This is a genomic window from Microvirga ossetica, assembly GCF_002741015.1.
GTDB classification, from domain to species: domain Bacteria; phylum Pseudomonadota; class Alphaproteobacteria; order Rhizobiales; family Beijerinckiaceae; genus Microvirga; species Microvirga ossetica.
Genome location: NZ_CP016616.1, coordinates 3875357 through 3897832, shown reverse-complemented (window position 1 = coordinate 3897832; position 22476 = coordinate 3875357). Strand labels below are relative to the sequence as shown.

The window sequence follows — 22476 nt, the reverse complement described above, 5'->3', positions numbered from 1 at the left end:
GGCCGTTCGTACCATATTCGTTCTATGGCCAAATCACCCAAGAAGCCCAAGCTTTCCACCGGGAAAGCCTCCAAGCCTGAGCTCAAGCCGCTGGATCCCTATCTGGCCGATCTCCTGAATCCCGCGGTCAACCGGGAGCGGGAGGCGGCCAAGGGCTTTGCCGAGCGGGCGCAGGAAACCTTCATCCACGGCGATATTGCCGATGTCGACCCGGCTTTGGCCAAGAAGCTCGGCCTCAAAGGCCCGGATGACGGGCCGGACGTGGCCGAGGAGCTGGGCGAGCTCTCTCCCGGCTCCGGCGTCTCGGCCACGGTGGATGCATTGACGCGCCTCCTCACCGAGGGCGATCCGCGCTTCAAGGACGGCAAGGCCTGGGTGCCGCACCGCCCGCCGCGCCCTGAGAAATCGGAAGGCGGCATTCCATTCAGGATCCAGTCCGACTTCACGCCCTCCGGCGACCAGCCGACCGCGATCCGCGAGCTGGTGGACGGCGTGCGCCGCGCCGAGCGCGACCAGGTGCTGCTCGGCGTCACCGGCTCGGGCAAGACCTTCACCATGGCCAAGGTGATCGAGGAGACGCAGCGCCCTGCCCTCATCCTCGCGCCGAACAAGACGCTCGCCGCGCAGCTCTACGGCGAGTTCAAGTCGTTCTTCCCCGACAACGCGGTCGAGTACTTCGTCTCGTATTACGACTACTATCAGCCCGAAGCCTATGTGCCGCGCTCGGACACCTTCATCGAGAAGGAAAGCTCGATCAACGAGCAGATCGACCGCATGCGCCACTCGGCGACCCGCGCGCTTTTGGAGCGCGACGACGTGATCATCGTCGCCTCCGTGTCGTGCATCTACGGTATCGGCTCGGTCGAGACCTATACGGCCATGACCTTCTCCGTGAAGGTCGGCGAGAAGATCGAGCAGCGCCAGCTCATAGCGGACCTCGTGGCCCTGCAGTACAAGCGCATCCAGAGCGATTTCGCCCGCGGCACGTTTCGCGTCCGCGGCGATGTCATTGAACTCTTTCCGGCCCACTTGGAGGACCGCGCCTGGCGCATCGGCCTCTTCGGCGACGAGATCGAGTCGATCGTCGAGTTCGATCCGCTCACCGGCAAGAAGACCAACGACCTGCAATTCGTGAAGGTCTACGCGAACTCGCACTACGTGACGCCGCGCCCGACCCTGCAGCAGGCCGTCAAGGGCATCCAGGACGAGCTGCAGCATCGCCTGCAGGAGCTCGCCCGCATGGGCCGACTGCTGGAAGCGCAAAGGCTCGAGCAGCGCACGCAGTTCGACCTCGAGATGATCGAGGCCACCGGCGTGTGCAACGGAATCGAGAACTATTCGCGCTATCTCACCGGCCGCAAGCCCGGCGAGCCGCCGCCGACCCTGTTCGAATATCTGCCCGACAACGCCCTCGTCTTCACCGACGAGAGCCACGTCACCGTGCCGCAGATCGGCGGCATGTATCGCGGCGACTTCCGCCGCAAGGCGACGCTCGCCGAATACGGCTTCCGCCTGCCCTCCTGCCTCGACAACCGCCCCTTGCGCTTCGAGGAATGGGACGCCATGCGGCCGCAATCGGTGCACGTCTCGGCAACGCCCGCCAAGTGGGAGATGGAGCAGACCGGCGGCATCTTCGTCGAGCAGGTCATCCGCCCCACCGGCCTCGTCGATCCCATCGTGGAGATCCGTCCGGCGCGCTCGCAGGTGGACGATCTCGTGCACGAGGTGAAGGAGCTCGCGGCCCAAGGCTACCGCACGCTCGTCACCACGCTGACCAAGCGCATGGCCGAGGACCTGACCGAATACATGCACGAGAACGGCATCCGCGTGCGCTACATGCACTCGGACATCGATACGCTCGAGCGCATCGAGATCATCCGCGACCTGCGCCTCGGCGCCTTCGATGTGCTCATCGGCATCAACCTCTTGCGCGAGGGCCTCGACATTCCCGAATGCGCGCTCGTCGCCATTCTCGATGCGGACAAGGAGGGCTTCCTGCGCTCCGAAACCTCGCTGGTGCAGACCATCGGCCGCGCGGCGCGCAACGTGGAGGGCAAGGCGATCCTCTACGCGGACAAGATCACCGGCTCCATGGAGCGCGCGATCGCCGAGACCAACCGCCGCCGCGACAAGCAGCTCGCCTACAACGCCGAGCACGGCATCACGCCGCAGAGCGTGAAGAAGAACATCGCCGACATTCTCGAGAGCGTCTACGAGCGCGACCACGTCTCGGTCGATACCGGCCTCGCCGACAGGACGGTCGGGCACAACCTCAAGGCCGTCATCGCCGACATGGAAAAGCGCATGCGCGAGGCCGCCGCCAATCTCGAATTCGAGGAGGCCGCGCGGTTGCGCGACGAGCTCAAGCGGCTGCAGGCGACCGAGCTTGCGATCAGCGACGATCCAATGGCGCGACAAAGCGATGTGGAGCGCGAGGCCGGCCGCTACGGTGGCTCGCGCAAATACGGCCGCAGCGCCAACCTGCCGCCGAAGGGCCTGCCGCCCCCGGCCGAGGGCGCGGCGGAAGGCGACGAGAATTCCGCATCCTACGGACCTACCGGCAAGGGCCGCTCGGATGAGGGCACCCGCATCCGCAAGCCCGGCCTCGACGAGATGGGCCCCGGAACCGACCGCGAGGTTCCGTTAAACTTCCGCGAGCGGCCGGCGGCGCGCTCGACGCAGGGGCTCGCCGGACAGAAGCCGAAGTACAAGGGTGGCGGTGGGAAGCGGCGGTAAACCCTAGGCGGACGGCAAGGCTCGCCCGAGCCAGTGGCGCAGCGGCAACAGCCGCTGCAAATGAGGCCCCTTATCGACCTCCCCCTCCGTTTAGAGAGCAGAAGCGGCGAAACCCATATGGAATAACGATTCGAGTGTCCCTCGTTTCGGTCCTGCTCTGATGGCCCTTTCCCACCGTTCCGACGTCGCTTCCCGCACGACCCGGTCGCGCCTGCTGCTCCTCGTTCTCGCCGCCACGACGTCCCTCTGCGCCATCGACCGCGCGGCGGCGGATTGCGTGCTGACGAGCGGGCCCGGAACGGCGGACAATCCGCAAGGCGGCGCGCGCGTCACCTGTCAGGCCGCTGGAGGAGCCGAGGACACTCCGGTCGCGGCCGAGGCGGGCAGCTCGGACGTGCAGGTCACCATCCAGAACGGAGCGACCTTTACCTCCGACACAACCTACGTCACGATCAGGAACGACAGCCTGATCACGAATGCGGCCACCCTCACTGCCGCAACGATCGACGGCAGCTCCATATTTGTGGTCTCGGGGAACAACAACACCGTCACCAACACCGGCACCCTCATCAACAATACGGGGACGGGGATTATCGTCGACAATGGAAGCGGGAACACAATCCGCAATGATGGATTCATCCGGACCACCAGCAGCGCTCATTACGGCCTATTCCTGATAGGTGCCGACAATGCCACAATCATCAACAACGGCGAAATCACGGGCCGGGCTTCTCAGCCCGGCGGCTACGGAATCGTCATCAGCAGTGGGCCGGGTCAATCAAGCCTGGTCGTCAACCGGGGACTAATCGAGTCAACACTTGGCTTCGGCTTCTTCTCGGGAGCGGGAAATGAGCGTCTGGAGAACTTCGGCATCATTCGCAGCGAGCCGACCTTTGCAGCTGTCACCCTGGGCTCAGGCAACGACACCTACGTGATCGGTGGCGCTTCATCGTTCGACACTTTCATCGATGGCGGCGCGGATATCGACACGCTGGCATTCGGCCTCGACTCCGGCAGCCTCGACGTCTCGCGGATCGAATCCACGGCAGGTGCCTATCGCAACTTCGAGCGGTTGGAGAAGATCGGGAGCTTCGACTGGACGCTCACGGGCACCAACAACGCGACCCTGCCGATCACCGTCGGTGAAGGCCGCCTGTTCGTCGACGCCACCATGCCGAATTCAGCCGTGAACGTCGCCAGCGGCGGCACCCTCGGCGGAACGGGCTCGGTCGGCGCGGTCGCCGTCGTTTCGGGTGGAGCGTTGGCGCCCGGCGGGCGGACGTCCATCGGGATCCTCACGGCCGCTTCGGCAACCCTTGAGGCGGGCTCGCGCTACCTTGTGCGGGTCAACGACCAGGGCGGCAGCGACAGGCTCCAGGTGAACGGCACCGCGACGATCAATGGAGGCGCAGTCTCCGTGGATGTCTCGCGCGGCTACGTGCTCAGCACGCCCTACCGCATCCTGACCGCGAACACCCTGGCGGGCGGACGCTTTCAGAGCTCGACGGCAAGCCTCGCCCTGCTGCAGACCGTGCTGAGCTACGATGCCACGAATGTCTATGTGACGCTCGAGCGGACAATGCAGCCACCGGACGATCTGAACCAGCCGGACGATCCGAACCAGCCGGACGATCCGAACCAGCCGGACAATCCGAACCAGCCGGACGAACCTGACGAGCCGCCCCCGGTGATCACCCTCGACCAGGTCGGCCGCACGTGGAACCAGATCAGCACCGGCCGTGCCGTCGAATCGCAGGGCCTGAGCGGCCCGCTTCTGAAAACGGTGCTGGCGCAGCCGACGATTCCGGAGGTCCTGCAGGCGCTCGATCTCCTGTCCGGCGAGATCTATGCGAGCAGCGTCGGCCTTGCTCGATGGATGCCGAGACCATTCACCGTACGTTGCTCACCCGCCTGCGGACCGTCGGAGCGCCCTCCCCCGCGGCGGAGCCCCTGGCCTATGCGCCGGCCCCGGCCTTTCCGGCAGGAGTCCCGCCGCGCCGCAGCCTATCGATCGATCTGTGGGGGCAAGGCTTCGGCGCGTGGGGGCATCAGAGCGGCCAGTCGGTGATCGGTTCCGCCTTGATCGACAGGACCACCGGAGGCTTCATCCTCGGGGCGGAGACGGCATTCGACACGGCGTGGCGGATCGGCATGGCCGGCGCCTATACCCAGACCTCGTTCGATCCGACCGGCCGCCTCTCGTCGGGCCGCCTCGACGGCTATCATGCCGCCCTCTACGGCTCCGGCGCCGTCAGCGGCTTCAATCTCCGCGGCGGCGCCACCTATGCGCGCCATGAGCTCGATGCGGATCGCAGCGCCGTCTTCGTGGGCTTTCGCGACAAGGCCCATGGCACGCTGTCCCTCGACAGCGCCGGCCTCTTCGCGGAGATCGGCTATCCGGTGCGGTTCGCGAGCCTGACCGCCGAGCCCATCGCCAACCTGTCCTATCTGCACACGGGCTCGGGCTCCTTCGTCGAAGAGGCCGGCGCCATGGCGCTTTTCGGCACGACGCGCAGTTTCGACACGCTCAGCTCGACCCTGGGCCTGCGTCTCTCCGGCGATCTCTCGGGCGATGGCCGCCTCACGGGCTATTCCTTCCTCGGCTGGCGGCACGCCTTCGGCGATCGTCTGCCGGAGACGGTCAACCAGTTCATCGCCGGGGGCGATCCGTTCCTGATCATCGGCGCTCCCGTCGCTCGCGACAGCCTGATCGCGGAGACCGGGCTCGACTGGGCCATGACCTCCTTCGCGACCCTGGGCCTGCGCTATGGCGGCGAGTTCGGAGACCGCAATCGGAGCCAATCCGTCCGCGGCCAGTTCACGGCCCGGTTCTGACACGCCCGCTCGAATCCCAGGAGCCATTTTCCTTTCCTGTGCGAAGGCCAGCACCTGTAGGCCCGCAGCGATGTGCTGCGAGCCTGTGGTGAGATCGAGGGTGGCGCGAAGGGCGGCCCGGCTCGATGATGCATGGTGATGATGGAAGAGCCGGGAGGCCGCTTCGCGTCCGGTTTGTTTCGGCGGACAGGCGGCGCCGGTTCGGCGACTGCCCGAGGCGGTGACCGCAATGTCAGCGGCGGCCTCGACCCAATCCCTATTCAGCGGCGCACAGCCTGGGCCACTCGCCTGGCCCGCGTGCGAGGCGAACCAGCGAGACCGGGTCTGCTTCCACACTGCGACGCCTCGCGAGCGCGCCCCTCGAAGAAGAGACCCTCACGATATAGCAGAGCTTATGGCCGCCGTCAAGAACAAAGTGAGAACACAACGTTGCCCGCGCGCATCCTCTCCCGTCCCCCTCCACGTCATGGCCGGCCTCGTGCCGGCCATCCCGATGCGGACAAGCGCCGCGCTCCAAACAATCGAGATCACCGGCACAAGGCCGGTGATGACGTGAGAGGGTGAGGCGAACCGTCAGTGTCATTCCCGGCCGGAGATGGCGCGGCCAGCGGAGAGAACGGGAATCCATAGCGTAGAGCGTGGGACTGGATCCCCTTCCCGGTCCTGCGGACCGCCGGGGATGACACCGGCGCTATTCCCCTCTCCCGGGTGGGAGAGGGGCAGGGGTGGGGCTTTCACAAGCAAAGCGCGTCCACCCTCTCCTGCGGTGCGTCCCGCTCAGCGCCTCATCCGGCACCGGCCTGCCCTCACCCCGGCCCTCTCCCGCACGGGAGAGGGAGTGTCGCTCGCTTGTCGTCAGTGTCGCTCGCCTGTCGGCTGCGGAGGCAGGGATGGCATGTGCGGGTCTCCCTCTCCCGCACGCGAGACACGCGCCGATGAGCGTCGCGCTCACTTCCACGGCACCTCGTAGGCGTCGACCGGCTGCGCGAAGCCCTTCAGGCTGCGGCGGCCGAGGCCGGTGAGGCGGGAGGGTTCGGGCAGGAGGCCGCGGATCGCCGCGGAGACGACGATGGTGTCGGGCTCGGCGCTCTGGCACAGGCGGGCGGCCATCTGCACGGTGGCGCCGAACAGGTCGTTGTGGTCGGCGACGGGCTCGCCGGCATCGAGGCCGATGCGCAGCTGCAGCTTCTCGCGGCTTGCGAGGTTGAAGGCCTCGAAGGCCTGCTGAATGGCGCGGGCGCAATCGACCCCTGAAGCGGCCTCCTCGAAGGAGGCCATGATGCCGTCCCCCGTATGCTTGACCTCGCGCCCGCCCCGGCCGTTGAGGGCCCGGCGGACCATGGCGTCGTGCGCCCGCACCATCTCGACGGCGCGCACGTCGCCGAGGCGCGCGGTCATGGCGGTCGAGTCGACGATGTCGGTGAACATGATGGTGCGCATGGCCGGATCGACGCGCTCATGGGAGCAGCAGCCCGCCGGCTCCGGATCGGAGACGCGCCCCAAAAAGGCCTCGACGGCGGAGAGATCGACCTCGATCACGTCGCGGGCGACCTGCCCATGGGCCTCGTCGTGGACGCGCATGGCGGTCTCGATGTCGGGCGCATCGACGAGGCAGAAGGCCGTGCCGCGGGTGTCGTCGAACCAGTAGGTCAGGAACCGCACCCCATACTGCCCCTGGACCTCCAGATCCCGGCGATGCGCCTCGGCGATATCGGCGGCACTCAGGCCCTTCAGGTCATGCCGGTCGAGGAAGATAGGCATCGGTTTCCTCCGCGCCCCCTTGCGGAGTTTACATGGTTTGGGTGGGGGCTAGAATGTCAATAAATCTATGCGCCGGTTTAAGCTAGGATCTCTCGCGAAACGCGCAGGGTGGCAAGCACGGGTCAGTTTGTTCCGAACTCAAAACCTAAGTGTTGAAAATGGAACTGTCAGATCATTGTTAATTAAACCGCAGTTGTCACAATTCGCATATTGACAACAATCTGAGCGCGATATTTTCTAGTCCTCACAACTATAGCATGAATTCGGCTAGCAGCGTCAAAAAGCTAAATAAGAATTTTTGCAATGCTGCAAGTATTACAGGGGGCATATGGAGATGGCTCGGCCGCGTTTGATTACGGTTGGTTGCTTAAATATTTCCAATCCAAACGAAAGCGCAACTACTTATAGCGAACTCATCAGATCAGCATTTCGCCTAAAGCGACCAGTTAAGCTCAGCGCTCATAAGTTCGTTATCTTAAATCATATATCTCGGGATGCTACTGGCTTACGCGGTACATTTGCACGCTATAACGAAATAGATCCGGATCTCCCTTGGTTCGATATTGAAGCTCTAAATCAAGCGGATGATGAAACCACAAGCTCTATATCAATTCCAGACAACCTGCGCGTAATTACCCACGCCCCTATTTCGCACTGAGGTTCAGACGGACACGGTCTGAAGGATTGTGTTGAACGCATTGGTTCCCGGACCGAGACGAGCCGTGTCGACGACCGTTCGAATGTCCGCCTCGCCCTTGGCAGCCCACATGGCCCGATAACCGTTGGTCACCTTGCGCTGAACGACGGCCGGTCTGAGCGCGCGTTCGCAGGCGTTGTTGGTCGCATCAACCAGTCCGGGCCACTGGGCGAAGGTCAGAAGCTGATCGCGGGCGCGCCGGACCTTGCTCTGAATGTCACGGGCCAGATCGCAGGAGGTCGGCGCAGCCAGGATCGCCTCCAGACTTCGCTCCAGGGCCCGGCGCTTGCGAGCGAGGGTCGAGGCGGCAAGGGATCCGACCTCCTCCGCCAGGGCAAAGGCCCGGTGCAGCCACAGCTGGAGGCGGGAGGGCAGGACATCCGCGCTCGCCTCATCGGCAGAGGCGACGTCGCGGGAAAGATGGGCCAGGCAGGTCTGGTGGGCGTCGGCATGGCCCTGTTGCGCGCTGTAGCGGTCGGAGCACCAGACCTCGGGTCGGTGCCCGTCCATCATCGTCCGGACCACGATGGCGCCCCGGGTCGGCGAGGCGTAATGGACCACCGCCTCCGAACAGCGAAACACCCAATGAGAGGCGTTCGAGCCCTCGATCCGGACGCCGGTCTCATCGGAAGCGGTGACCCGGGCCCGGCGCAACGCCGCAACCGCCCTGTCGCGCTCGCCCGCGAAGGCGCCCTGCGCCCGGCGCAGCATGGTCATCAGGCCGCCCTGGCTGACGGTGAGCCCGAACAGATCCGCGAATGCGCTTTGCAGCCGCTCGTAGGACAGAGCCTGGAAGGTCTTGAGATAAGTCGCCATGGCATGGACGCGGGGCCCGAACGGCGTCCCCTTTGCGGCGTCCGGCACGGCCGCGGCGACCCGGGTTCCACACGCCCGGCAGCGCACCGCCAGGCGCCGATGCTGGGTGACACGGGGCGCCACCTCCGGCAGCTCGATCTGCTCGTGGATGCTGATCGTCTCCGCCGGCCAATCCGCCATCAGGACAGCCGAACAGCACGAGCACCGGTCAGGACGGTGCTCGACCACCTCATCCGGCGTGGCGCTGATGATCCGGCTGTGGCCTTCGTGACCGGGCTTGGCTCCGCCCGGTTTGGAGCGCTCGCGCTGCTCTTTGCGATCGGTCGAGGGCGGCTTGGAGGATGTGCGTGAGGTCTTTGCGGCCGCTGCAGTCGCAGCACCAGCTCGATCAGCTCTTCCTTGCTCAGACGCTCAAGATCGCTGCGGCCCATGACAACAGGGAATCAGCGAAACCCGCTTTGCGCAAGGGCCTGGGTAATTACCTACCTGCGCCCAAATTTCGTGCCCTTCCTTTTTTTCTTCGACTCACAAAAGCATCAGCTCTTCTTTGAGATCAAAGGACCTGACGGGTCTATTGCTCCAACAGAAGTCGAGAGGTTTTTTGCAATCCTGCTCACTCAAAGAGAACTGTTTGAGAAATATGGCCCAGTCTATGTGAATCTTGTTTCACGTCGGGAAAGTATTGATAAGATACTTTCTGGTCTTGATCTAAAAAAACTAGCAATTCGCATACAACGACCAAACCCGGACGATCACCAAGATTTAGATCGAAGAATGCGCGACAGATTGAGAAGGCAGCGAGCATCATCTCTAACTGAAACGCTACAAGCGGCGCCTGGAGAAACATTCGACCCAGATGAAGATACGCTTGCACTTGCCAAAGTTGCTACGATTAACGGCGAAGTCTCGGCGACTGGACGCGATGAGAATGGAGCAAGCGTCACGCGCTCTACACGCTCATACCCCGCGATTGAGACAGTATCGTATGATCCAGACGTGATATCTAATAACCAGGCTTTTATAACCTCGATTAGGAATTTTTGAGCCAAGAATATGAAACACTACAAAGGGGCGTGGACCGTTATCAAGGAGTATTTCACCGCTTATGGCGGCTGGAGAGCCGTATTTTGCAGTCCTTATTTTCAATTATCGACAATTATAACCTTCATTTGCCTCCAAGTATGGCAGGATGGATCGCGATGGAAAGAGTTGATAGTACAAATAATGCCCAATCTACTTGGCTTCTCGATTGGAGCTTTTGCTATATTATTTTCGTCGTTCCAGGGGAAAATTGGTCCATTCATGTTTGAGAGAGAAGAAGGCGATAAATTTACCCCAGCTGAAGAACTATCAGCGACGTTCATGCATTTTATTATGGTTCAGGCACTAACGCTGATTTTTGGAATCATATCATATAGCGGCTTAGGGGCAACATTGGTTAGAATTTTCACCAAGATGGATGCATTAAGGTATATCGACTATCCACTATTTATTTTGTATCAATGCTTTAAAGGTTTTGTCTTCTTGTTGTTTATCTATTCGATAATGATGCTTGTTTCTGCGACAGCTGCAATTTTTAGAACAATAACATGGGAAGCAATTGCAAATAACGAATAGGTTGCAGATTTCCCATAGCCTCGATTTGTGCAAAAAGGGCGGCTCAAGGCCGCCCTCTTTCGTTCCAGCGGTCTCGCCAGACCGTTACAGCCGTCCCATCAGCAGCAGGATGATGAGGATGAGCAGGATCACGCCCAAGAGGCCGCTCGGGCCGTAGCCCCAGCCGCGGCTGTGGGGCCAGGCCGGCACGGCGCCGATGAGCAGCAGAATGACCAGAATGAGCAGGATGGTGCTAAGTGCCATCGCGGGTTTCTCCCTTCCAACTCGGCCGCGTTCGGTGCGGCCGTCCGGTGAGGGAAACTTGACCGTAAGGGAAAAAGTTCCCGCCTATTTTGCCTGTGGATGGGTTCCGGCGGGGTAGGTCCGGGGCGGAACGAAGACCCCGGCTTGGCGTTACCTCCTCGGCGATCGGGAGATGCCCTCAACGCATCCCCTGCGGGAGGTCGCTGCCCTCGATGGTCCAGGACAACGCAATGCAGAAGAAGAACGCCAACATCATGCCCATCGACGATCCCGAAACCGTTCCTGGCCTTCACCGTTCTTCCTCTCCCGCCCTGAGCCGGTCCGTGCAGGCCCAGCTCGGGCAAAGGCTGCGCCAGTTCTACGAGGCGCTGGCGCTGGGCGAGCAGCCGGTGCCGGAACGTTTCATCGAGATCATCAATCGCCTCGACGAGCGTAAGCCGGAGCAACAATCCTCATGAGTATCGATCTGGATTTGCGCAATTCCATGCTGAAGGCGACGCCGAACCTGCGCGCCTTCGCCATCTCCCTCACGAACAACGTCGACCGGGCCGACGACCTCGTGCAGGAGACCCTGATGCGGGCGATCGCCAATATCGACCGCTTCCAGCCCGGCACCAACATGCAGGCCTGGCTCTTCACCATCCTGCGCAACCTGTTTCATTCCGAATACCGCAAGCGCCGCCGCGAGGTGGAGGATGCCGACGGCAAATACGCCGCCGCCCTCTCGGTCCAGCCGGACCAGCTGCCGCATCTCGATTTCGAGGATCTGCAGCGGGCGCTCGCCCGCCTGCCCCACGACCAGCGCGAGGCGCTGCTGCTGGTGGGCGCCTCGGGCTTCTCCTACGAGCAGGCGGCGGAGATCTGCGGCTGCGCGGTCGGCACCATCAAGAGCCGCGTCAACCGCGCCCGCAACCGGCTCGCCGAGCTCCTGCACTTCACCGATCTGGAGGAGGATCTCGGCCCGGACCGCGTCACCCTCTCGGTGATGCACGCGGTCGCCTGAGTTCCAAGGGAGCGCAACGCTCTTCCCTCCCCTTGCGGGGAGGGATGAAAGGGTGGGGGTCGCAAAGTCGAAGCTCTGTGCTTCCCTCAGAGAGCATAAAGGCTGCTACAGCGTCTTGCTCGTTTGATCTCTCACCCCGTCGTCCGACCCCCACCCCTACCCCTCCCCTCAAGGGGGAGGGAAACGCAGCGTAGAGCTTATCTGGCGGGCCTCGGACGTTAAGCCGTCACTCTCAGCTCAAACCAATCGGCGCGTCCAGCATGGGTGCGCCGATTGTTTTAGCGGCGCCGGAACTGCTGGTTGCCGCGCTGCGGCGGGCGCGGACCGGAAGAGGCACCCGAATCCTTGTGACGGAAGATGAGACGGCCCTTCTCGAGATCATAAGGAGACATCTCGACGGTCACGCGGTCGCCGGCGAGGGTCTTGATGCGGTTCTTCTTCATCTTGCCGGCCGTGTAGGCGATGACCTCGTGCCCGTTGTCGAGCTGCACGCGGTAGCGCGCATCGGGGAGAATTTCGGTCACAAGTCCTTCGAAGGTGATCAGTTCTTCCTTTGCCATGCAAAGCCTTCCTCATAACAAAAAAGCCGCCCCTGAAACGGAACGGCCATATGCAAGAGGACGTGCGGGGCACGTCCTCCGGCATCAAACCTTAGGCATTCTGCAGGTTCACTGCAGACTGGCGACCGGTGCGCTGGTCGGTCTGAAGCTCGTACGAGATCTTCTGGCCTTCGCGCAAGCCGCGCATGCCGGCGCGCTCGAGCGCGGTCGCATGAACGAACACATCCTTGCCGCCGTTGTCGGGCTGGATGAAACCATAACCCTTGGTTTCATTGTACCACTTCACGGTTCCCTGTTCCATGGGAAATCCTCTTCACTGTCGTTTGCACGTGGATGAGGGGCGAGCCCGCACACCCGTTAGTCGATAGATGGTAGAGAGAAGGAACGTGCGCTCGGCAGTGCCAAAGCGTGAAGCCCAGTCGTCCGGCCAAATGTCGATGGAAGCTACCTAGGACACAGATGGGGCAATTACAAGGCAAAGCCTCTGCCTTGGCCGGGCGAAAAAGATCTTCAAAGTCAGGTCTTTCGGGCGCTCCGAATGGCCGCGACCACGCGCTCCAGCGCCTCTTCGCCGGCCGGGGTGAAGACGATCTCGCGCTCCTCCGCCCGCACGAGGCCGCGCCCGTCGAGCTCGTCCGTGGCGGCCGCGCTCGCCCTGTGGCCGGCGCCGTCCTTGCGGACCACGCTGAGGATCTTCTGGCCGGTCGCCAGCCGGTGATAGGCGGCAAAGGCGAAGACCGCCAGCGCCTCGTCGCTCAATCCGGACAGATCCGCCATCTGACAACCCCGATCGTTCTCGCTCCGCGCAGGATGGAGTCCCGCACCCTGCCGGTCAATGCAGCGGCGGCGCGGCCGTTCGGGGAAAGCCAAAAAAAGCCGGCCGGAGGACGCGTCGTTCCCCAGGAACACTCGCAAGCGGCTCACGTTGGTTTGCGCGAGGGGGCCGCCCCGGCGCGGCCCGATCCACCAGCAGGAGGAGCGCAACCATGGCCACCGACCGCCGCTATGGCAATCAGGATTTCGACCGGCGCGACCGGGAGGACGACGGCTACATCGCCCGGCGCGGCTTCGGCAACCGCAGCGCGGGCTACGACCGCCGCTCCGACGAGGATGAAAGCAGGCGCTGGGGCGCGGACGAGGACCGCGGCTGGCGCTTCGAGCGTGAGGTCCGCGAGCGCGATTACGGAGATTCCGCCGGCTACGGCACCGGCGGCTCCGCCCTCGACTGGCGCGACGTGGTCGGCGACGAGGGCGGCACCGAGAAGCCTTTCTTCGGCACCGAACGCCGGCGCGAGCGGGACGCCTACCGGCGCGACCGCTACGGCTCGGACAGCTTCGGGCGCGGCTCGCGCGACTACGACGAGGAGCGCGGCTTCTTCGAGCGGGCCGGCGACGAGGTCCGGTCCTGGTTCGGCGACGAGGATGCCGAACGGCGCCGCGACAGGGACATGCGCGAGGCCGGCCAGCATCGCGGCCGCGGCCCGCGCGGCTATCAGCGTTCCGATGCCCGCATCCTGGAGGATGTGAACGACCGCCTCACCGAGGATCCGCATATCGACGCCTCCGAGATCGAGGTGCGGGTCGAGAACCGCGAGGTGACGCTTACCGGCACGGTCAACAGCCGCTTCGAGAAGCGGCACGCGGAAGACCTCGCCGAATCCGTCTCGGGCGTCACCCATGTGCAGAACAACCTGCGCATCCAGCAGGCGGCGGACGCGGGCATCAGCGGCAGCGCGCGCTCCGCCGGCGCGGCGGGGGCCGGCAGCGTCGGCATGCCGGAAACCTCGGGCAGCGGCACGGCCGCCGCGATCCGCCGCCGGACCGGCGGCCCGTCGGACAGCGGGATCTGACCGTACGCCCCGTGGCGGTTTACCAGGATGCGCTTCTCCCCTTGGGGCGGGAGCGCATCTGTCGTACGAAAGGCTCTGCCTTCCCCTGGACAGAAATGACCCCCATATGGGGGGCGGGAAGGACGAGGACATACATGGCAGGCATTTCCGTCACGCTCGAAGGCGACAACATCCAGCTGGCATTCCAGAAGGGCGAGCAATCAACCGCGGTGGTCATGGACCCCCATGCCGCCCGCTCGCTGGTCCGTGCCGTCAGCCAGCTGCTCTCCGCCATCGGCGAAGCCGCAGAGGAGAGCGAAGACATGCCGGAAGAACTGGTCGACGTAACCTCGCAGACCATCGATGTCGGCATGGACGAGCACGGGATGGCCGTGGTGGCTCTCCAGGCCGGCATGATGCCGCCCTTCCTGCTGCGCCTGAAGGACGACGAGGCTCGCCACATCGCCAACAGCCTGATCGAAATCCTCAACAGCCCGCGGGACGCCAGGATCTCGCACGGCGACCACTAGATTTAACCAATCTTCCTCGGGGGAAGCAGAAAAGAATTGATCCGAATAGCGGCGCCTGACATATGTAACATTATAAATATACATTCGGTCCAGGACGGGATACCTGGCCGGGCGATCGGGATGATGTCATGGCGGATTGGTCCTCGGGCTACGTGGTCGATGTGGAATACACCCACGGTTTCTATCAGGAGCTGACCCCGAGCCTGCTCGGCTTCCTGGCGCTTTTGCAAGGCGTGCAGTCGCCCGATCTCGGCCAGTCTTCTCTGAATTACTGCGAGCTCGGATGCGGCCAAGGCTTCTCGACCAACCTTCTCGCCGCCGCCAACCCGCACATCCAGTTTGACGCCACCGATTTCAATCCCGGCCATATCGTCGGCGCCCAGGCGTTCGCGCAATCGGCAGGACTGAAGAACGTCCATTTCTACGACGACAGCTTCGCCGAATTCGTGGAGCGCAGCGATCTTCCGGATTTCGACTTCATCACCCTGCGCGGGATCTACAGCTGGATCTCGCCCGAGAACCGCCGCACCATCGTCGAGTTCATGCGCCGCAAGCTCAAGCCCGGCGGCATCGTCTACATCTCCTACAAATGCATGCCCGGCTGGGCCGCCATGATGCCGCTGCGGCGTCTTCTCGTCGAGCATACGCTGGCCCGCGGCTCCCTCTCCGCGCCGTCGCGGGCCTCGACGTTCCTCGACCTCGCAGACAAGTTCGGCAGCCTGGACATGCGCTATTTCGCCACTCATCCCAAGCTGGCGAAGCGTCTCGAGCGGCTCAAGAGCCACCACCCCAACTACATCGTCCATGAATATTTCAACCAGGACTCCAACCCGTTCTACTTCATGGACCTGGCGCAGGAGCTCGCCGAGGCCAAGCTCAGCTGGGTCGGACCGGCGAACGCGCTCGACACCTTGGACGAGGTCAGCCTGACGAAGGAGCAGCGCGATTTTCTCGGCGGCGTCGACGATGTCGCCCTGCGCCAGACGACGCGCGATCACATGATCGACCAGCAGTTCCGGCGCGACATCTTCATCAAGGGGCCGGTGCGCCTGCCCGCCCATAAGGCCCGCGAGCGATGGCTCGACATGCGCTTCGCCTTAACCATGAAGGGGGCCAAGGTCCCGCGCGAAGTGCGCGGCATCCGCCATACGGTGAAGCTGCAGAATGCGATCTACGACCCATTGATCGCCTCCCTCGAACAGGGTCCCAAGACCCTGCGCGAGATCATGAGCGAGCCCGCTTTGGCCGCGATCGGCTTCAGCCGTCTGGTTCAAGCCGTCACCTTTCTGGTCGCCCTCGGCGCCTGCCACCCCTGCCTGCCGGCCAAGGGGCTCGCCGAGCGGAAGCTGCAGACCGACCGCTTCAACAGGGCGGTTGCCGAGGAATCGCGCGCCGAGCGCAAGTACAGTTATTTCGCATCGCCCGTCACCGGCGGCGGCCTCGGGGCAGACCGCATGACGCAGTTCATGTGGCTCGCCTTGCACGACGAAGAAACGGACCTTGCCCGCTATGTCGGAAAGGTCCTGTCCGACGCTGGCCAGCGCCTGCTGAAGGACGGCAAGCCGATGGACGGAGACGCTCAGCTGAAAGAGCTGCGGCAGCGCGTGGCCGAGTTCGAGGGCGATCAGCTCGCCATCTGGTCCCTTCTCGGCCTCGGGGCTCCCCAGCCGCAGAAAACCGCCGAGCAGCGGCGTCTGCGGGCCTGAGCCGGAACCGCCCGGCGCATTAAGCTCGGCCGCTACGGAACTTCATTCCTGCCATTCCGGTTGTCGAACGCGGGTCGCTCTTGGCCGCGCTTCGGACAGGGCCCATGGCAGTTCACGATCCAGATCTGGTTTCCGGTCTCCATCACGGCGTGCCCCTCATGGATGCCAAGGCAGAACCGACCCTTAAATACCCGGAATCCGAAGCCTTCTATGCCGAATCGCTGCGGGAGCTGAACCAGCTCGGCCTGCCCTTCCTGCTTGCCGGCACCTATGCGCTCTCGGCCTATACCGGCATCACGCGGCCGACCAAGGACCTGGACATCTTCTGCAAGGCCGGCGACTACACGCGCGTCCTCTCGCATTTCAAGCACCTCGGCTACTCGGTCGAGATCGAGGACGACCGCTGGCTCGGCAAGGTCTTCAAGGGCCAGTATTTCTTCGACGTCATCTTCGCCTCGTCGAACGGCACCATGCCGATCGGCGATCAGTGGTTCCAGCGTGCGCGCCAGATCGAGGTGTTCGGCCAGCCGGTGCGGATCGTCGGGCCGACGGAACTCGTCTGGTCGAAATGCTTCATCCAGCTGCGCCACCGCTATGACGGCGCCGATGTGGCGCACACGATCCTGAAGGCCCACGACCAGATCGATTGGCACGCGCTGCTCGCTTATATGGAAGTGCATTGGGAGGTGCTGCTCATGCACCTGCTCAACTTCCGCTGGATCTACCCTTCCGAGCGCGACAAGGTCCCGCGCTGGGTGATGGACGAGCTTCTCGACAGGCTTTCGAAGCAGCTCGATCTTCCGCCGCCGCAAATGAAAGTCTGCCGCGGTCGGATGTTCTCCCGCATCGATTACGAGATCGATGTCAAGCAATGGGGCTTCGCCGATGTCGGCGGCGAAGGTGAATGGCGGAATGAGTGACGAACCACAGCAGCGCAGCGAGCCGCAGCAACTCATGAAGATCGCCGCCATGGGCGATCTTCACGTGCGCGAGGATAACTGGATCTCCTATCGCGATCTGTTCGGCGAAATCTCCAAGGAGGCCGACGTTCTCGTGCTGGCCGGAGACCTGACCGATCTCGGAAAGCCCAGGGAAGCCGAGTTACTGGCGCAGGACATCAAGTCCTGCTCGATTCCCGTCGTCGGCGTTCTCGGCAATCACGATTACGAATGCGGCGCGCACGAAGAGGTTACGCATATCCTGCGCGATGCCGGCATGCGCGTGCTCGACGGGCAATCGGTGGAGATCGACGGCGTCGGCTTCGTCGGCGTGAAAGGCTTTGCCGGCGGCTTCGGGCGCCGCATGCTCGGCTCCTTCGGCGAACCCGCCATCAAGCAGTTCGTCGGCGAGACCATGAACGAAACCCTGCGGCTCGAGAACGCCATGCGGCAGGTGCGCGCCAAGCGCTCCATGGTCATCCTGCATTACGCGCCGATCACCGAGACCATCGAGAGCGAGCCGCTCGAGATCTATCCCTTCCTCGGCTCGTCGCGTCTTGCGGAAACCATCGACCGCTTCAAGGTCAACGCCATCGTCCACGGACATGCGCATCGCGGCCGTTTCGAGGGCAGGACACCCGGCGGGCAGCCGGTCTACAACGTCGCCAAGCATATCGAGAAGCCGACCGGCAAACCCTACGCCATCATCGAGATCTGAGCCGGCATCGCATCGCGGCCGGCCCACGTTTTCTCGTCATCTCAATAGCGCGTGCCCGGATCGGTGGGATTGCCCGGCAGATAGTCGGGCTCGGAGCCCGGCCCCTTCGGATCGGAGATCCTGGGATCGTTGACGGGATAGGGCGAGCGCGGCCCGGTCGGTCCGATATCCGGCTCCTCATCGGGCATCGTCCCAGGCGGCACTTCACTCGGAATATTGCCGCCGGGCGTCGGCTCGTTCGTCGGTACGCCTGGATTGACCATTTGCATCCTCGATCTCTGCAGGTTTCTGACTGGGTCAACAGGCCCGCAGAGGCGATGTTCCGGGACGATCTCGCAGGAACCGCACACCGCTCCACCCGTTTCCAACCATATTCCCCACACAGAAACGGAGACCATCATGCCTGACATCAAACAGGCCAAGATCCTCATCATGGCGACCGACGGCTTCGAGCAATCGGAACTGATGGTGCCGCAGGAGAAGCTGTCGGATGCCGGCGCGACCGTCGAAATCGCCGCTCCGAAATCGCGCATGAAGTCCGGCAAGATCTATGGCTGGGACAAGACGGATTGGGGCAAGACGGTGTCCGTCGACAAGGACATCGACGATGTGAACCCGGCGGAATACGACGCGCTCGTGCTGCCCGGCGGCCAGATCAATCCGGACAAGCTGCGCGCCGAGCCGAAGGCCATCGAGATCATTCGCGCCTTCTACTCTTCCGGCAAGACGGTCGCCGCGATCTGCCACGCGCCGTGGCTGCTGATCGAGGCGGGCATCATCAAGGGCAAGAAGTGCACGTCCTACCATTCGATCAAGACCGACGTGATCAATGCGGGCGGGCAATGGCGCGACGAGACGGTCGTGACCGATCAAGGCCTCATCACCAGCCGCAATCCAGGCGATCTCGAAGCCTTCGTGAACAAGATCATCGAAGAGGTGCGCGAAGGCTCACATGCAGGCCGTCGTCAGGCGGCGGAGTAATCCCGCCATCCAGTGACCGAAATAAAAAAGCGGCCGGTTTTCACCGGCCGCTTTCGTATTTGCATGAAGAGGATTCGTTAGGCCTGCTGGATCGCCGAGACTTTCCACTCACCGCCCTGGTCACGGCGGAAGGTCCAGAGCTCGGTCGCCTCTTCGACCTTGTTCGGATCGCCTTCCACCACGCGGCCCGTGGTGCGGTCGGTCATCACGTCGGTGATGCCGAAGCGCATGGCGACGGTCGCGTAGTCGGCTGCGCCCTCACGCCAGGCCTCCGACAGGTCACCCTGGTTGAGGCGCACGTTGGAGAGCTTGTTCACGACGCCGCGGGCGGCGTTGTCGTTCAGCTCCTCCTGGATGTAGCCGGCCATCTCGGGCGTTGCGAGCGTCCAGAGCTTGGCGACATCCTCGCGGGAATAGGCGTCCTGCATCTCGACGAGACCCTTCTCGAAGGCGGCAAAATCCTGCTCGCCGATGCCGATCTCGTCGCGCACGCCCGGACGGGCCTGCGCCTGCTGAGCCCGGCCACCGAGGGCGCCGCCCAGAGCACCGCCGAGGCCGGCACCCAGGCCGCCGCGAAGTCCACTGCCAAGTCCACCACCAAGTCCGCTGTTCATGGGCCGTCCGCCCGTGGGGGGCACGCTGCCGCCCGTTGAACGGGCATAGCCTTGGCCCGCGCCGGCATAGGCCGGCTGCTGGCGCCTGTTGCGGAACCACTTCATAGCGAAGGAGACCAGCAGGACCACGAGGCCGATCTGGAGCAGCAGGCCGAAGATCGAGGCGAGGCCCCCGAGGCCGCCGAAGAAGCCGTGGCCCATCAGCATGCCGAGCAGGCCCGCGCCGAAGAGGCCGGCCATCAGGCCCGTGCCGAAGCCGAAGCGGCGCGGCTGCGCCACGTTCGGAGCCGGGGTGCCAGGACGGGTGACGTTCGGACCCTGGTTCGGAATCTGCGAGCGCTGGATCGGGGCTGCCGCTTCCGGCGCCGTCCGAGTGGCCGGCGGCGCGGTATAGGTGCGCGCGCCGCGCGAGCCGAAGCTGCCGCTTCCCCGCCCGACGCGAGCCTCGGCCGCGGAACCGGCCAGGACCAGAGCGGCCGCCAGGGCGATCATGACCCGGCTGCGGCGAGAAGCAATTTTCATCATCGTCTTCGTTTCATCCCTGTGGAGCAGAAGGCTCCTGCGGCATATGTGGTGATGCCCAAAGCGTTGCGGAAGAGTCGACGTGCCCAATTTCGGGCTTCAAGCCTCTTCTGTCATTCCGGGCTGCGCAGCGGCGTCCGGAATCCATAACCGCTGACGCTGCAGGAAAGTTCGCAACGCCGATCGCCTCATCGTGAGACGTCGTGTTTCGCCGGATGACAGGCCTCAACCGCCTCACCTCCCCTGCTTCTGCTTCAACCGGTCGATCCGCTTCGACGCCTCGGCCTTGTCGAGATCCGGATCGAAGGCCTTCGGATCGTGCGCCTGCTCGGACAGGGTCTTGAGATAGGAGGCCTGGGCTCCGGTCATGGGATCGTCGCCCGAGACCCACTCGTCCGGATCCTTGATTCCGTTGTCGGAAAGGTCAAGATGGGTCTTCGGATTGTCTGCCTCTGCGGAAGCATTATGGTTAACGGAAGTAGGTCGGGTCACTTTGTCGTGCGAAGACATGGGAGACTCCAATTGTTCTCGTTTTGTTCAGAAATGAGAACACTTCCTGCAGGACTTTGGTTCCTCAAGGAAACCCGGATTAACCCGGCCGATTATTCCCCGTTATCCACAGTTTTCTTGCCAACACCGGCACAAACGCCACATTCCCGGTTTGTTCGGCAGAGTGCAGCCCCTCGGCAGCCGGGGGAAACCGCCCTGCTTTCCTGCCTCCTTACGGAGCGTGCCCGAAAAATGTCATGCCCGGCTCAGGGCCGGGCATGACGATAGGACGTGAATGAGGCGGAAGCGTTACGCTGCCTTGCTCTTCGGCTGAACCTCGGCCGAATAATCTTCCATCAGCACCTTGGTCATGTTGCCGGGCTGGAACTTGTACGGGCCGATCTCGGACACGGGCGTCACTTCCGCCGCCGTTCCGGTGATGAAGCACTCGTTGAAGGTCGAGAGCTCGTCCGGCATGATCCGGCGTTCGGTCACCTCGAAGCCGCGGCGCTTGGCGAGATCGATTACCGTGCGGCGGGTGATGCCGTCGAGGAAGCAATCGGCGGTGGGGGTATGGACCACGCCGTCCCGGATGAAGAACACGTTGGCGCCCGTGCATTCCGCGACGCGGCCCTGCCAGTCGAGCATCAGCGCATCGGCATAGCCCTTCCGCTCCGCCTTGTGCTTGGAGATGGTGCAGATCATGTAGAGGCCGGCCGCCTTGGCGGCCGACGGAGCGGTCGCCGGATCCGGGCGGCGGTACTCTGCCATGTCGATGCGGATGCCCTTCATCTTCTGGGCCGGGTCGAAATAGCTCGGCCATTCCCAGGCGGCGATGGCGAGGTGGATCTTGTTGGCTTGAGCCGCGACGCCCATCATCTCCGAGCCGCGCCAGGCGACCGGGCGCAGATAGGCGTCCTGCATGCCGTTCTTCTGCAGCACGAGGCGCTTCGCGGCATCGATTTCCGCCACCGTGTAGGGGATCTCGAAATCGAGGATCTGCCCCGATTTCTTGAGGCGCTCGGAATGCTCGGTCGACTTGAAGATCTCGCCGCCATAGGCGCGCTCGCCTTCGAACACGGAGGATCCGTAATGAAGGCCGTGCGAGAGGACGTGGAGCTGGGCATCCTTCCAGGGTACGATCTGCCCGTCGTACCAAATCCAACCATCACGTTGATCGAAAGGGGTCGCGGACATCGTTGTTCTCCTTGCATGCAGACCTTGTGGCGACCGGGGTCGTGTAATTTCCGGTTCGCTTCCAAGCGATTTCAATTTCATTCATTTCGCGGAAGCGGCTTGACGAGTAACAATCGTCCTGAGATATGTCAACAAGGCTGACATAAAATTTGGGATAGGGATGGTGCCTGACGCATTTCCGGCTTTGAGGTCTCAGCAATCCGGCAGGGATATCCTGGACGAGCAGCCGGCTTACGACCTGATCGAGCTGTTCTTCTTCGCCTACCGCGACTTCGTCAGCGATCCCGACCGGATCCTGGACGAATACGGTTTCGGGCGCGCCCATCATCGCGTCCTGCATTTCGTCAGCCGCCGGCCGGGCCTGACCATCGCCGAGCTCCTCGACATCCTGCGCATCACCAAGCAGAGCCTCAACCGGGTGCTCAAGGAGCTGATCGAGAAGGATTTCATCGAGAGCCGGATGGGCACCTCCGATCGGCGCCAGCGGCTGCTCTTCGCCACCACGAAGGGCCACGATTTGGCCTTGAAGCTCGCCAAGCTGCAGACACGCCGCATCATGCGGGCCCTGTCCGGGATGGAGCTGGAGGCGAAGGAGACGATCAGCCGCTACCTGCTTCGCCTCATCGACCCCAGCGACAGCGCCCACGTGAAGCAGCTCGTATTCGGGCCCAACGAAACCTGATA

General features: G+C 63.3%; 24 protein-coding genes and 1 pseudogene. 15 read left to right on the top strand and 10 right to left on the bottom strand.

Going from position 1 to position 22476, the window contains the following annotated elements:
- Positions 1-24: 24 nt before the first annotated feature.
- The 3 genes from uvrB to BB934_RS18635 all read left to right on the top strand — a co-directional run bounded on the left by uvrB (position 25) and on the right by BB934_RS18635 (position 5571).
- Positions 25-2736, top strand: coding sequence for an excinuclease ABC subunit UvrB (gene uvrB, locus BB934_RS18645; protein WP_099510970.1), 2712 nt, complete (start codon positions 25-27; stop codon positions 2734-2736).
- Between the two features lie 160 nt (positions 2737-2896).
- On the top strand, positions 2897-4804 hold the full coding sequence (locus tag BB934_RS49160) for an autotransporter outer membrane beta-barrel domain-containing protein (protein ID WP_237050011.1): 1908 nt from the start codon (positions 2897-2899) through the stop codon (positions 4802-4804).
- Positions 4801-5571: an autotransporter outer membrane beta-barrel domain-containing protein gene (locus BB934_RS18635; RefSeq protein ID WP_237050010.1), complete on the top strand. Its 771-nt coding sequence runs from the start codon at positions 4801-4803 to the stop codon at positions 5569-5571. The genes BB934_RS49160 and BB934_RS18635 overlap by 4 nt, the downstream gene beginning before the upstream one ends.
- 948 nt (positions 5572-6519) lie before the next feature.
- On the opposite strand, the gene BB934_RS18630 is transcribed toward BB934_RS18635, so the two are convergent.
- Positions 6520-7332, bottom strand: coding sequence for a nickel-binding protein (locus BB934_RS18630; RefSeq protein ID WP_099510968.1), 813 nt, complete (start codon positions 7330-7332; stop codon positions 6520-6522).
- A gap of 328 nt (positions 7333-7660) precedes the next feature.
- Between BB934_RS18630 and BB934_RS50940 the strand changes: the two genes are divergently transcribed.
- Positions 7661-7990, top strand: coding sequence for a DUF4747 family protein (locus BB934_RS50940; protein WP_099510967.1), 330 nt, complete (start codon positions 7661-7663; stop codon positions 7988-7990).
- 3 nt (positions 7991-7993) lie between these two features.
- On the opposite strand, the pseudogene tnpC reads toward BB934_RS50940, so the two are convergent.
- A pseudogene (gene tnpC / locus BB934_RS18620) lies at positions 7994-9276 on the bottom strand (IS66 family transposase).
- Between tnpC and BB934_RS18615 the strand changes: the two are divergent.
- Together BB934_RS18615 and BB934_RS18610 are read left to right on the top strand one after the other, a co-directional pair.
- Complete coding sequence (locus BB934_RS18615; RefSeq protein WP_099510966.1) at positions 9275-9889, top strand: DUF4747 family protein; 615 nt, start codon at positions 9275-9277, stop codon at positions 9887-9889. The pseudogene tnpC and the gene BB934_RS18615 overlap by 2 nt on opposite strands.
- A 9-nt stretch (positions 9890-9898) precedes the next feature.
- Complete coding sequence (locus BB934_RS18610; protein ID WP_099510965.1) at positions 9899-10462, top strand: hypothetical protein; 564 nt, start codon at positions 9899-9901, stop codon at positions 10460-10462.
- An 84-nt stretch (positions 10463-10546) separates the two neighbouring features.
- Here BB934_RS18610 and BB934_RS18605 read toward each other — a convergent pair whose 3' ends face one another.
- Positions 10547-10705: a DUF3309 family protein gene (locus tag BB934_RS18605; RefSeq protein WP_099510964.1), complete on the bottom strand. Its 159-nt coding sequence runs from the start codon at positions 10703-10705 to the stop codon at positions 10547-10549.
- Positions 10706-10935: 230 nt separating this feature from the next.
- Here BB934_RS18605 and BB934_RS18600 point away from each other — a divergent pair, with 230 nt between their 5' ends.
- Positions 10936-11163 (top strand): NepR family anti-sigma factor, encoded by a 228-nt coding sequence (locus BB934_RS18600; protein ID WP_157934219.1) that lies wholly within the window; start codon positions 10936-10938, stop codon positions 11161-11163.
- Positions 11160-11708 (top strand): sigma-70 family RNA polymerase sigma factor, encoded by a 549-nt coding sequence (locus tag BB934_RS18595; protein ID WP_173909468.1) that lies wholly within the window; start codon positions 11160-11162, stop codon positions 11706-11708. The genes BB934_RS18600 and BB934_RS18595 overlap by 4 nt, the downstream gene beginning before the upstream one ends.
- Before the next feature lie 278 nt (positions 11709-11986).
- On the opposite strand, the gene infA is transcribed toward BB934_RS18595, so the two are convergent.
- The 3 genes from infA to BB934_RS18580 form a co-directional block, all read right to left on the bottom strand.
- Positions 11987-12268 (bottom strand): translation initiation factor IF-1, encoded by a 282-nt coding sequence (gene infA / locus BB934_RS18590; protein WP_009494617.1) that lies wholly within the window; start codon positions 12266-12268, stop codon positions 11987-11989.
- A 91-nt stretch (positions 12269-12359) separates the two neighbouring features.
- Positions 12360-12569, bottom strand: coding sequence for a cold-shock protein (locus tag BB934_RS18585; RefSeq protein WP_009494616.1), 210 nt, complete (start codon positions 12567-12569; stop codon positions 12360-12362).
- Between the two features lie 215 nt (positions 12570-12784).
- On the bottom strand, positions 12785-13045 hold the full coding sequence (locus BB934_RS18580) for a hypothetical protein (protein ID WP_099510962.1): 261 nt from the start codon (positions 13043-13045) through the stop codon (positions 12785-12787).
- 209 nt (positions 13046-13254) lie between these two features.
- On the opposite strand from BB934_RS18580, the gene BB934_RS18575 reads away from it, so the two are divergent.
- From BB934_RS18575 to BB934_RS18555, 5 genes are all read left to right on the top strand, one after another.
- Entirely contained in the window at positions 13255-14118 is an 864-nt protein-coding gene (locus BB934_RS18575; RefSeq protein ID WP_099510961.1) for a BON domain-containing protein, read from the top strand.
- Between the two features lie 134 nt (positions 14119-14252).
- A complete protein-coding gene (locus BB934_RS18570; RefSeq protein ID WP_099510960.1) occupies positions 14253-14627 on the top strand; it encodes a hypothetical protein in 375 nt (124 codons plus the stop codon).
- 128 nt (positions 14628-14755) lie between these two features.
- Entirely contained in the window at positions 14756-16333 is a 1578-nt protein-coding gene (locus BB934_RS18565; RefSeq protein ID WP_099510959.1) for a class I SAM-dependent methyltransferase, read from the top strand.
- 104 nt (positions 16334-16437) lie between these two features.
- Complete coding sequence (locus BB934_RS18560) at positions 16438-17253, top strand: nucleotidyltransferase family protein (protein WP_237050009.1); 816 nt, start codon at positions 16438-16440, stop codon at positions 17251-17253.
- A complete protein-coding gene (locus BB934_RS18555) occupies positions 17246-17989 on the top strand; it encodes a metallophosphoesterase family protein (protein ID WP_099513011.1) in 744 nt (247 codons plus the stop codon). The genes BB934_RS18560 and BB934_RS18555 overlap by 8 nt, the downstream gene beginning before the upstream one ends.
- A 41-nt stretch (positions 17990-18030) precedes the next feature.
- On the opposite strand, the gene BB934_RS18550 is transcribed toward BB934_RS18555, so the two are convergent.
- The gene (locus tag BB934_RS18550) at positions 18031-18252 is read right to left on the bottom strand and encodes a hypothetical protein (RefSeq protein WP_099510958.1); all 222 of its coding nucleotides are present in this window, start codon (positions 18250-18252) and stop codon (positions 18031-18033) included.
- A 136-nt stretch (positions 18253-18388) separates the two neighbouring features.
- On the opposite strand from BB934_RS18550, the gene BB934_RS18545 reads away from it, so the two are divergent.
- Complete coding sequence (locus tag BB934_RS18545) at positions 18389-18970, top strand: type 1 glutamine amidotransferase domain-containing protein (protein WP_099510957.1); 582 nt, start codon at positions 18389-18391, stop codon at positions 18968-18970.
- A gap of 77 nt (positions 18971-19047) precedes the next feature.
- Here BB934_RS18545 and BB934_RS18540 read toward each other — a convergent pair whose 3' ends face one another.
- From BB934_RS18540 to BB934_RS18530, 3 genes are all read right to left on the bottom strand, one after another.
- Complete coding sequence (locus tag BB934_RS18540) at positions 19048-20109, bottom strand: Tim44 domain-containing protein (protein ID WP_099510956.1); 1062 nt, start codon at positions 20107-20109, stop codon at positions 19048-19050.
- 231 nt (positions 20110-20340) lie between these two features.
- Positions 20341-20616, bottom strand: coding sequence for a DUF3072 domain-containing protein (locus BB934_RS18535; protein WP_099510955.1), 276 nt, complete (start codon positions 20614-20616; stop codon positions 20341-20343).
- 288 nt (positions 20617-20904) lie between these two features.
- On the bottom strand, positions 20905-21792 hold the full coding sequence (locus tag BB934_RS18530; protein WP_099510954.1) for a branched-chain amino acid aminotransferase: 888 nt from the start codon (positions 21790-21792) through the stop codon (positions 20905-20907).
- A gap of 160 nt (positions 21793-21952) precedes the next feature.
- On the opposite strand from BB934_RS18530, the gene BB934_RS18525 reads away from it, so the two are divergent.
- Positions 21953-22474 (top strand): MarR family winged helix-turn-helix transcriptional regulator, encoded by a 522-nt coding sequence (locus BB934_RS18525; protein WP_099510953.1) that lies wholly within the window; start codon positions 21953-21955, stop codon positions 22472-22474.
- The last annotated feature ends 2 nt before the right edge of the window (positions 22475-22476 follow it).

What these genes read in the sequence shown, in the direction of transcription:
- BB934_RS18535 (WP_099510955.1), bottom strand. Translation starts at nt 20,616, where the DNA reads ATGTCTTCGCACGACAAAGTGACCCGACCTACTTCCGTTAACCATAAT.
- infA (WP_009494617.1), bottom strand. Translation starts at nt 12,268, where the DNA reads ATGGCAAAGGAAGAACTGATCACCTTCGAAGGACTTGTGACCGAAATT.
- BB934_RS18605 (WP_099510964.1), bottom strand. Translation starts at nt 10,705, where the DNA reads ATGGCACTTAGCACCATCCTGCTCATTCTGGTCATTCTGCTGCTCATC.
- BB934_RS18610 (WP_099510965.1), top strand. Translation starts at nt 9,899, where the DNA reads ATGAAACACTACAAAGGGGCGTGGACCGTTATCAAGGAGTATTTCACC.
- BB934_RS18545 (WP_099510957.1), top strand. Translation starts at nt 18,389, where the DNA reads ATGCCTGACATCAAACAGGCCAAGATCCTCATCATGGCGACCGACGGC.
- BB934_RS50940 (WP_099510967.1), top strand. Translation starts at nt 7,661, where the DNA reads ATGGAGATGGCTCGGCCGCGTTTGATTACGGTTGGTTGCTTAAATATT.
- BB934_RS18595 (WP_173909468.1), top strand. Translation starts at nt 11,160, where the DNA reads ATGAGTATCGATCTGGATTTGCGCAATTCCATGCTGAAGGCGACGCCG.
- BB934_RS18565 (WP_099510959.1), top strand. Translation starts at nt 14,756, where the DNA reads ATGGCGGATTGGTCCTCGGGCTACGTGGTCGATGTGGAATACACCCAC.
- BB934_RS18575 (WP_099510961.1), top strand. Translation starts at nt 13,255, where the DNA reads ATGGCCACCGACCGCCGCTATGGCAATCAGGATTTCGACCGGCGCGAC.
- BB934_RS18525 (WP_099510953.1), top strand. Translation starts at nt 21,953, where the DNA reads ATGGTGCCTGACGCATTTCCGGCTTTGAGGTCTCAGCAATCCGGCAGG.
- BB934_RS18630 (WP_099510968.1), bottom strand. Translation starts at nt 7,332, where the DNA reads ATGCCTATCTTCCTCGACCGGCATGACCTGAAGGGCCTGAGTGCCGCC.
- BB934_RS49160 (WP_237050011.1), top strand. Translation starts at nt 2,897, where the DNA reads ATGGCCCTTTCCCACCGTTCCGACGTCGCTTCCCGCACGACCCGGTCG.
- BB934_RS18600 (WP_157934219.1), top strand. Translation starts at nt 10,936, where the DNA reads ATGCAGAAGAAGAACGCCAACATCATGCCCATCGACGATCCCGAAACC.
- uvrB (WP_099510970.1), top strand. Translation starts at nt 25, where the DNA reads ATGGCCAAATCACCCAAGAAGCCCAAGCTTTCCACCGGGAAAGCCTCC.
- BB934_RS18550 (WP_099510958.1), bottom strand. Translation starts at nt 18,252, where the DNA reads ATGGTCAATCCAGGCGTACCGACGAACGAGCCGACGCCCGGCGGCAAT.
- BB934_RS18555 (WP_099513011.1), top strand. Translation starts at nt 17,246, where the DNA reads ATGAGTGACGAACCACAGCAGCGCAGCGAGCCGCAGCAACTCATGAAG.
- BB934_RS18530 (WP_099510954.1), bottom strand. Translation starts at nt 21,792, where the DNA reads ATGTCCGCGACCCCTTTCGATCAACGTGATGGTTGGATTTGGTACGAC.
- BB934_RS18585 (WP_009494616.1), bottom strand. Translation starts at nt 12,569, where the DNA reads ATGGAACAGGGAACCGTGAAGTGGTACAATGAAACCAAGGGTTATGGT.
- BB934_RS18615 (WP_099510966.1), top strand. Translation starts at nt 9,275, where the DNA reads ATGACAACAGGGAATCAGCGAAACCCGCTTTGCGCAAGGGCCTGGGTA.
- BB934_RS18580 (WP_099510962.1), bottom strand. Translation starts at nt 13,045, where the DNA reads ATGGCGGATCTGTCCGGATTGAGCGACGAGGCGCTGGCGGTCTTCGCC.
- BB934_RS18560 (WP_237050009.1), top strand. Translation starts at nt 16,438, where the DNA reads ATGGCAGTTCACGATCCAGATCTGGTTTCCGGTCTCCATCACGGCGTG.
- BB934_RS18570 (WP_099510960.1), top strand. Translation starts at nt 14,253, where the DNA reads ATGGCAGGCATTTCCGTCACGCTCGAAGGCGACAACATCCAGCTGGCA.
- BB934_RS18540 (WP_099510956.1), bottom strand. Translation starts at nt 20,109, where the DNA reads ATGATGAAAATTGCTTCTCGCCGCAGCCGGGTCATGATCGCCCTGGCG.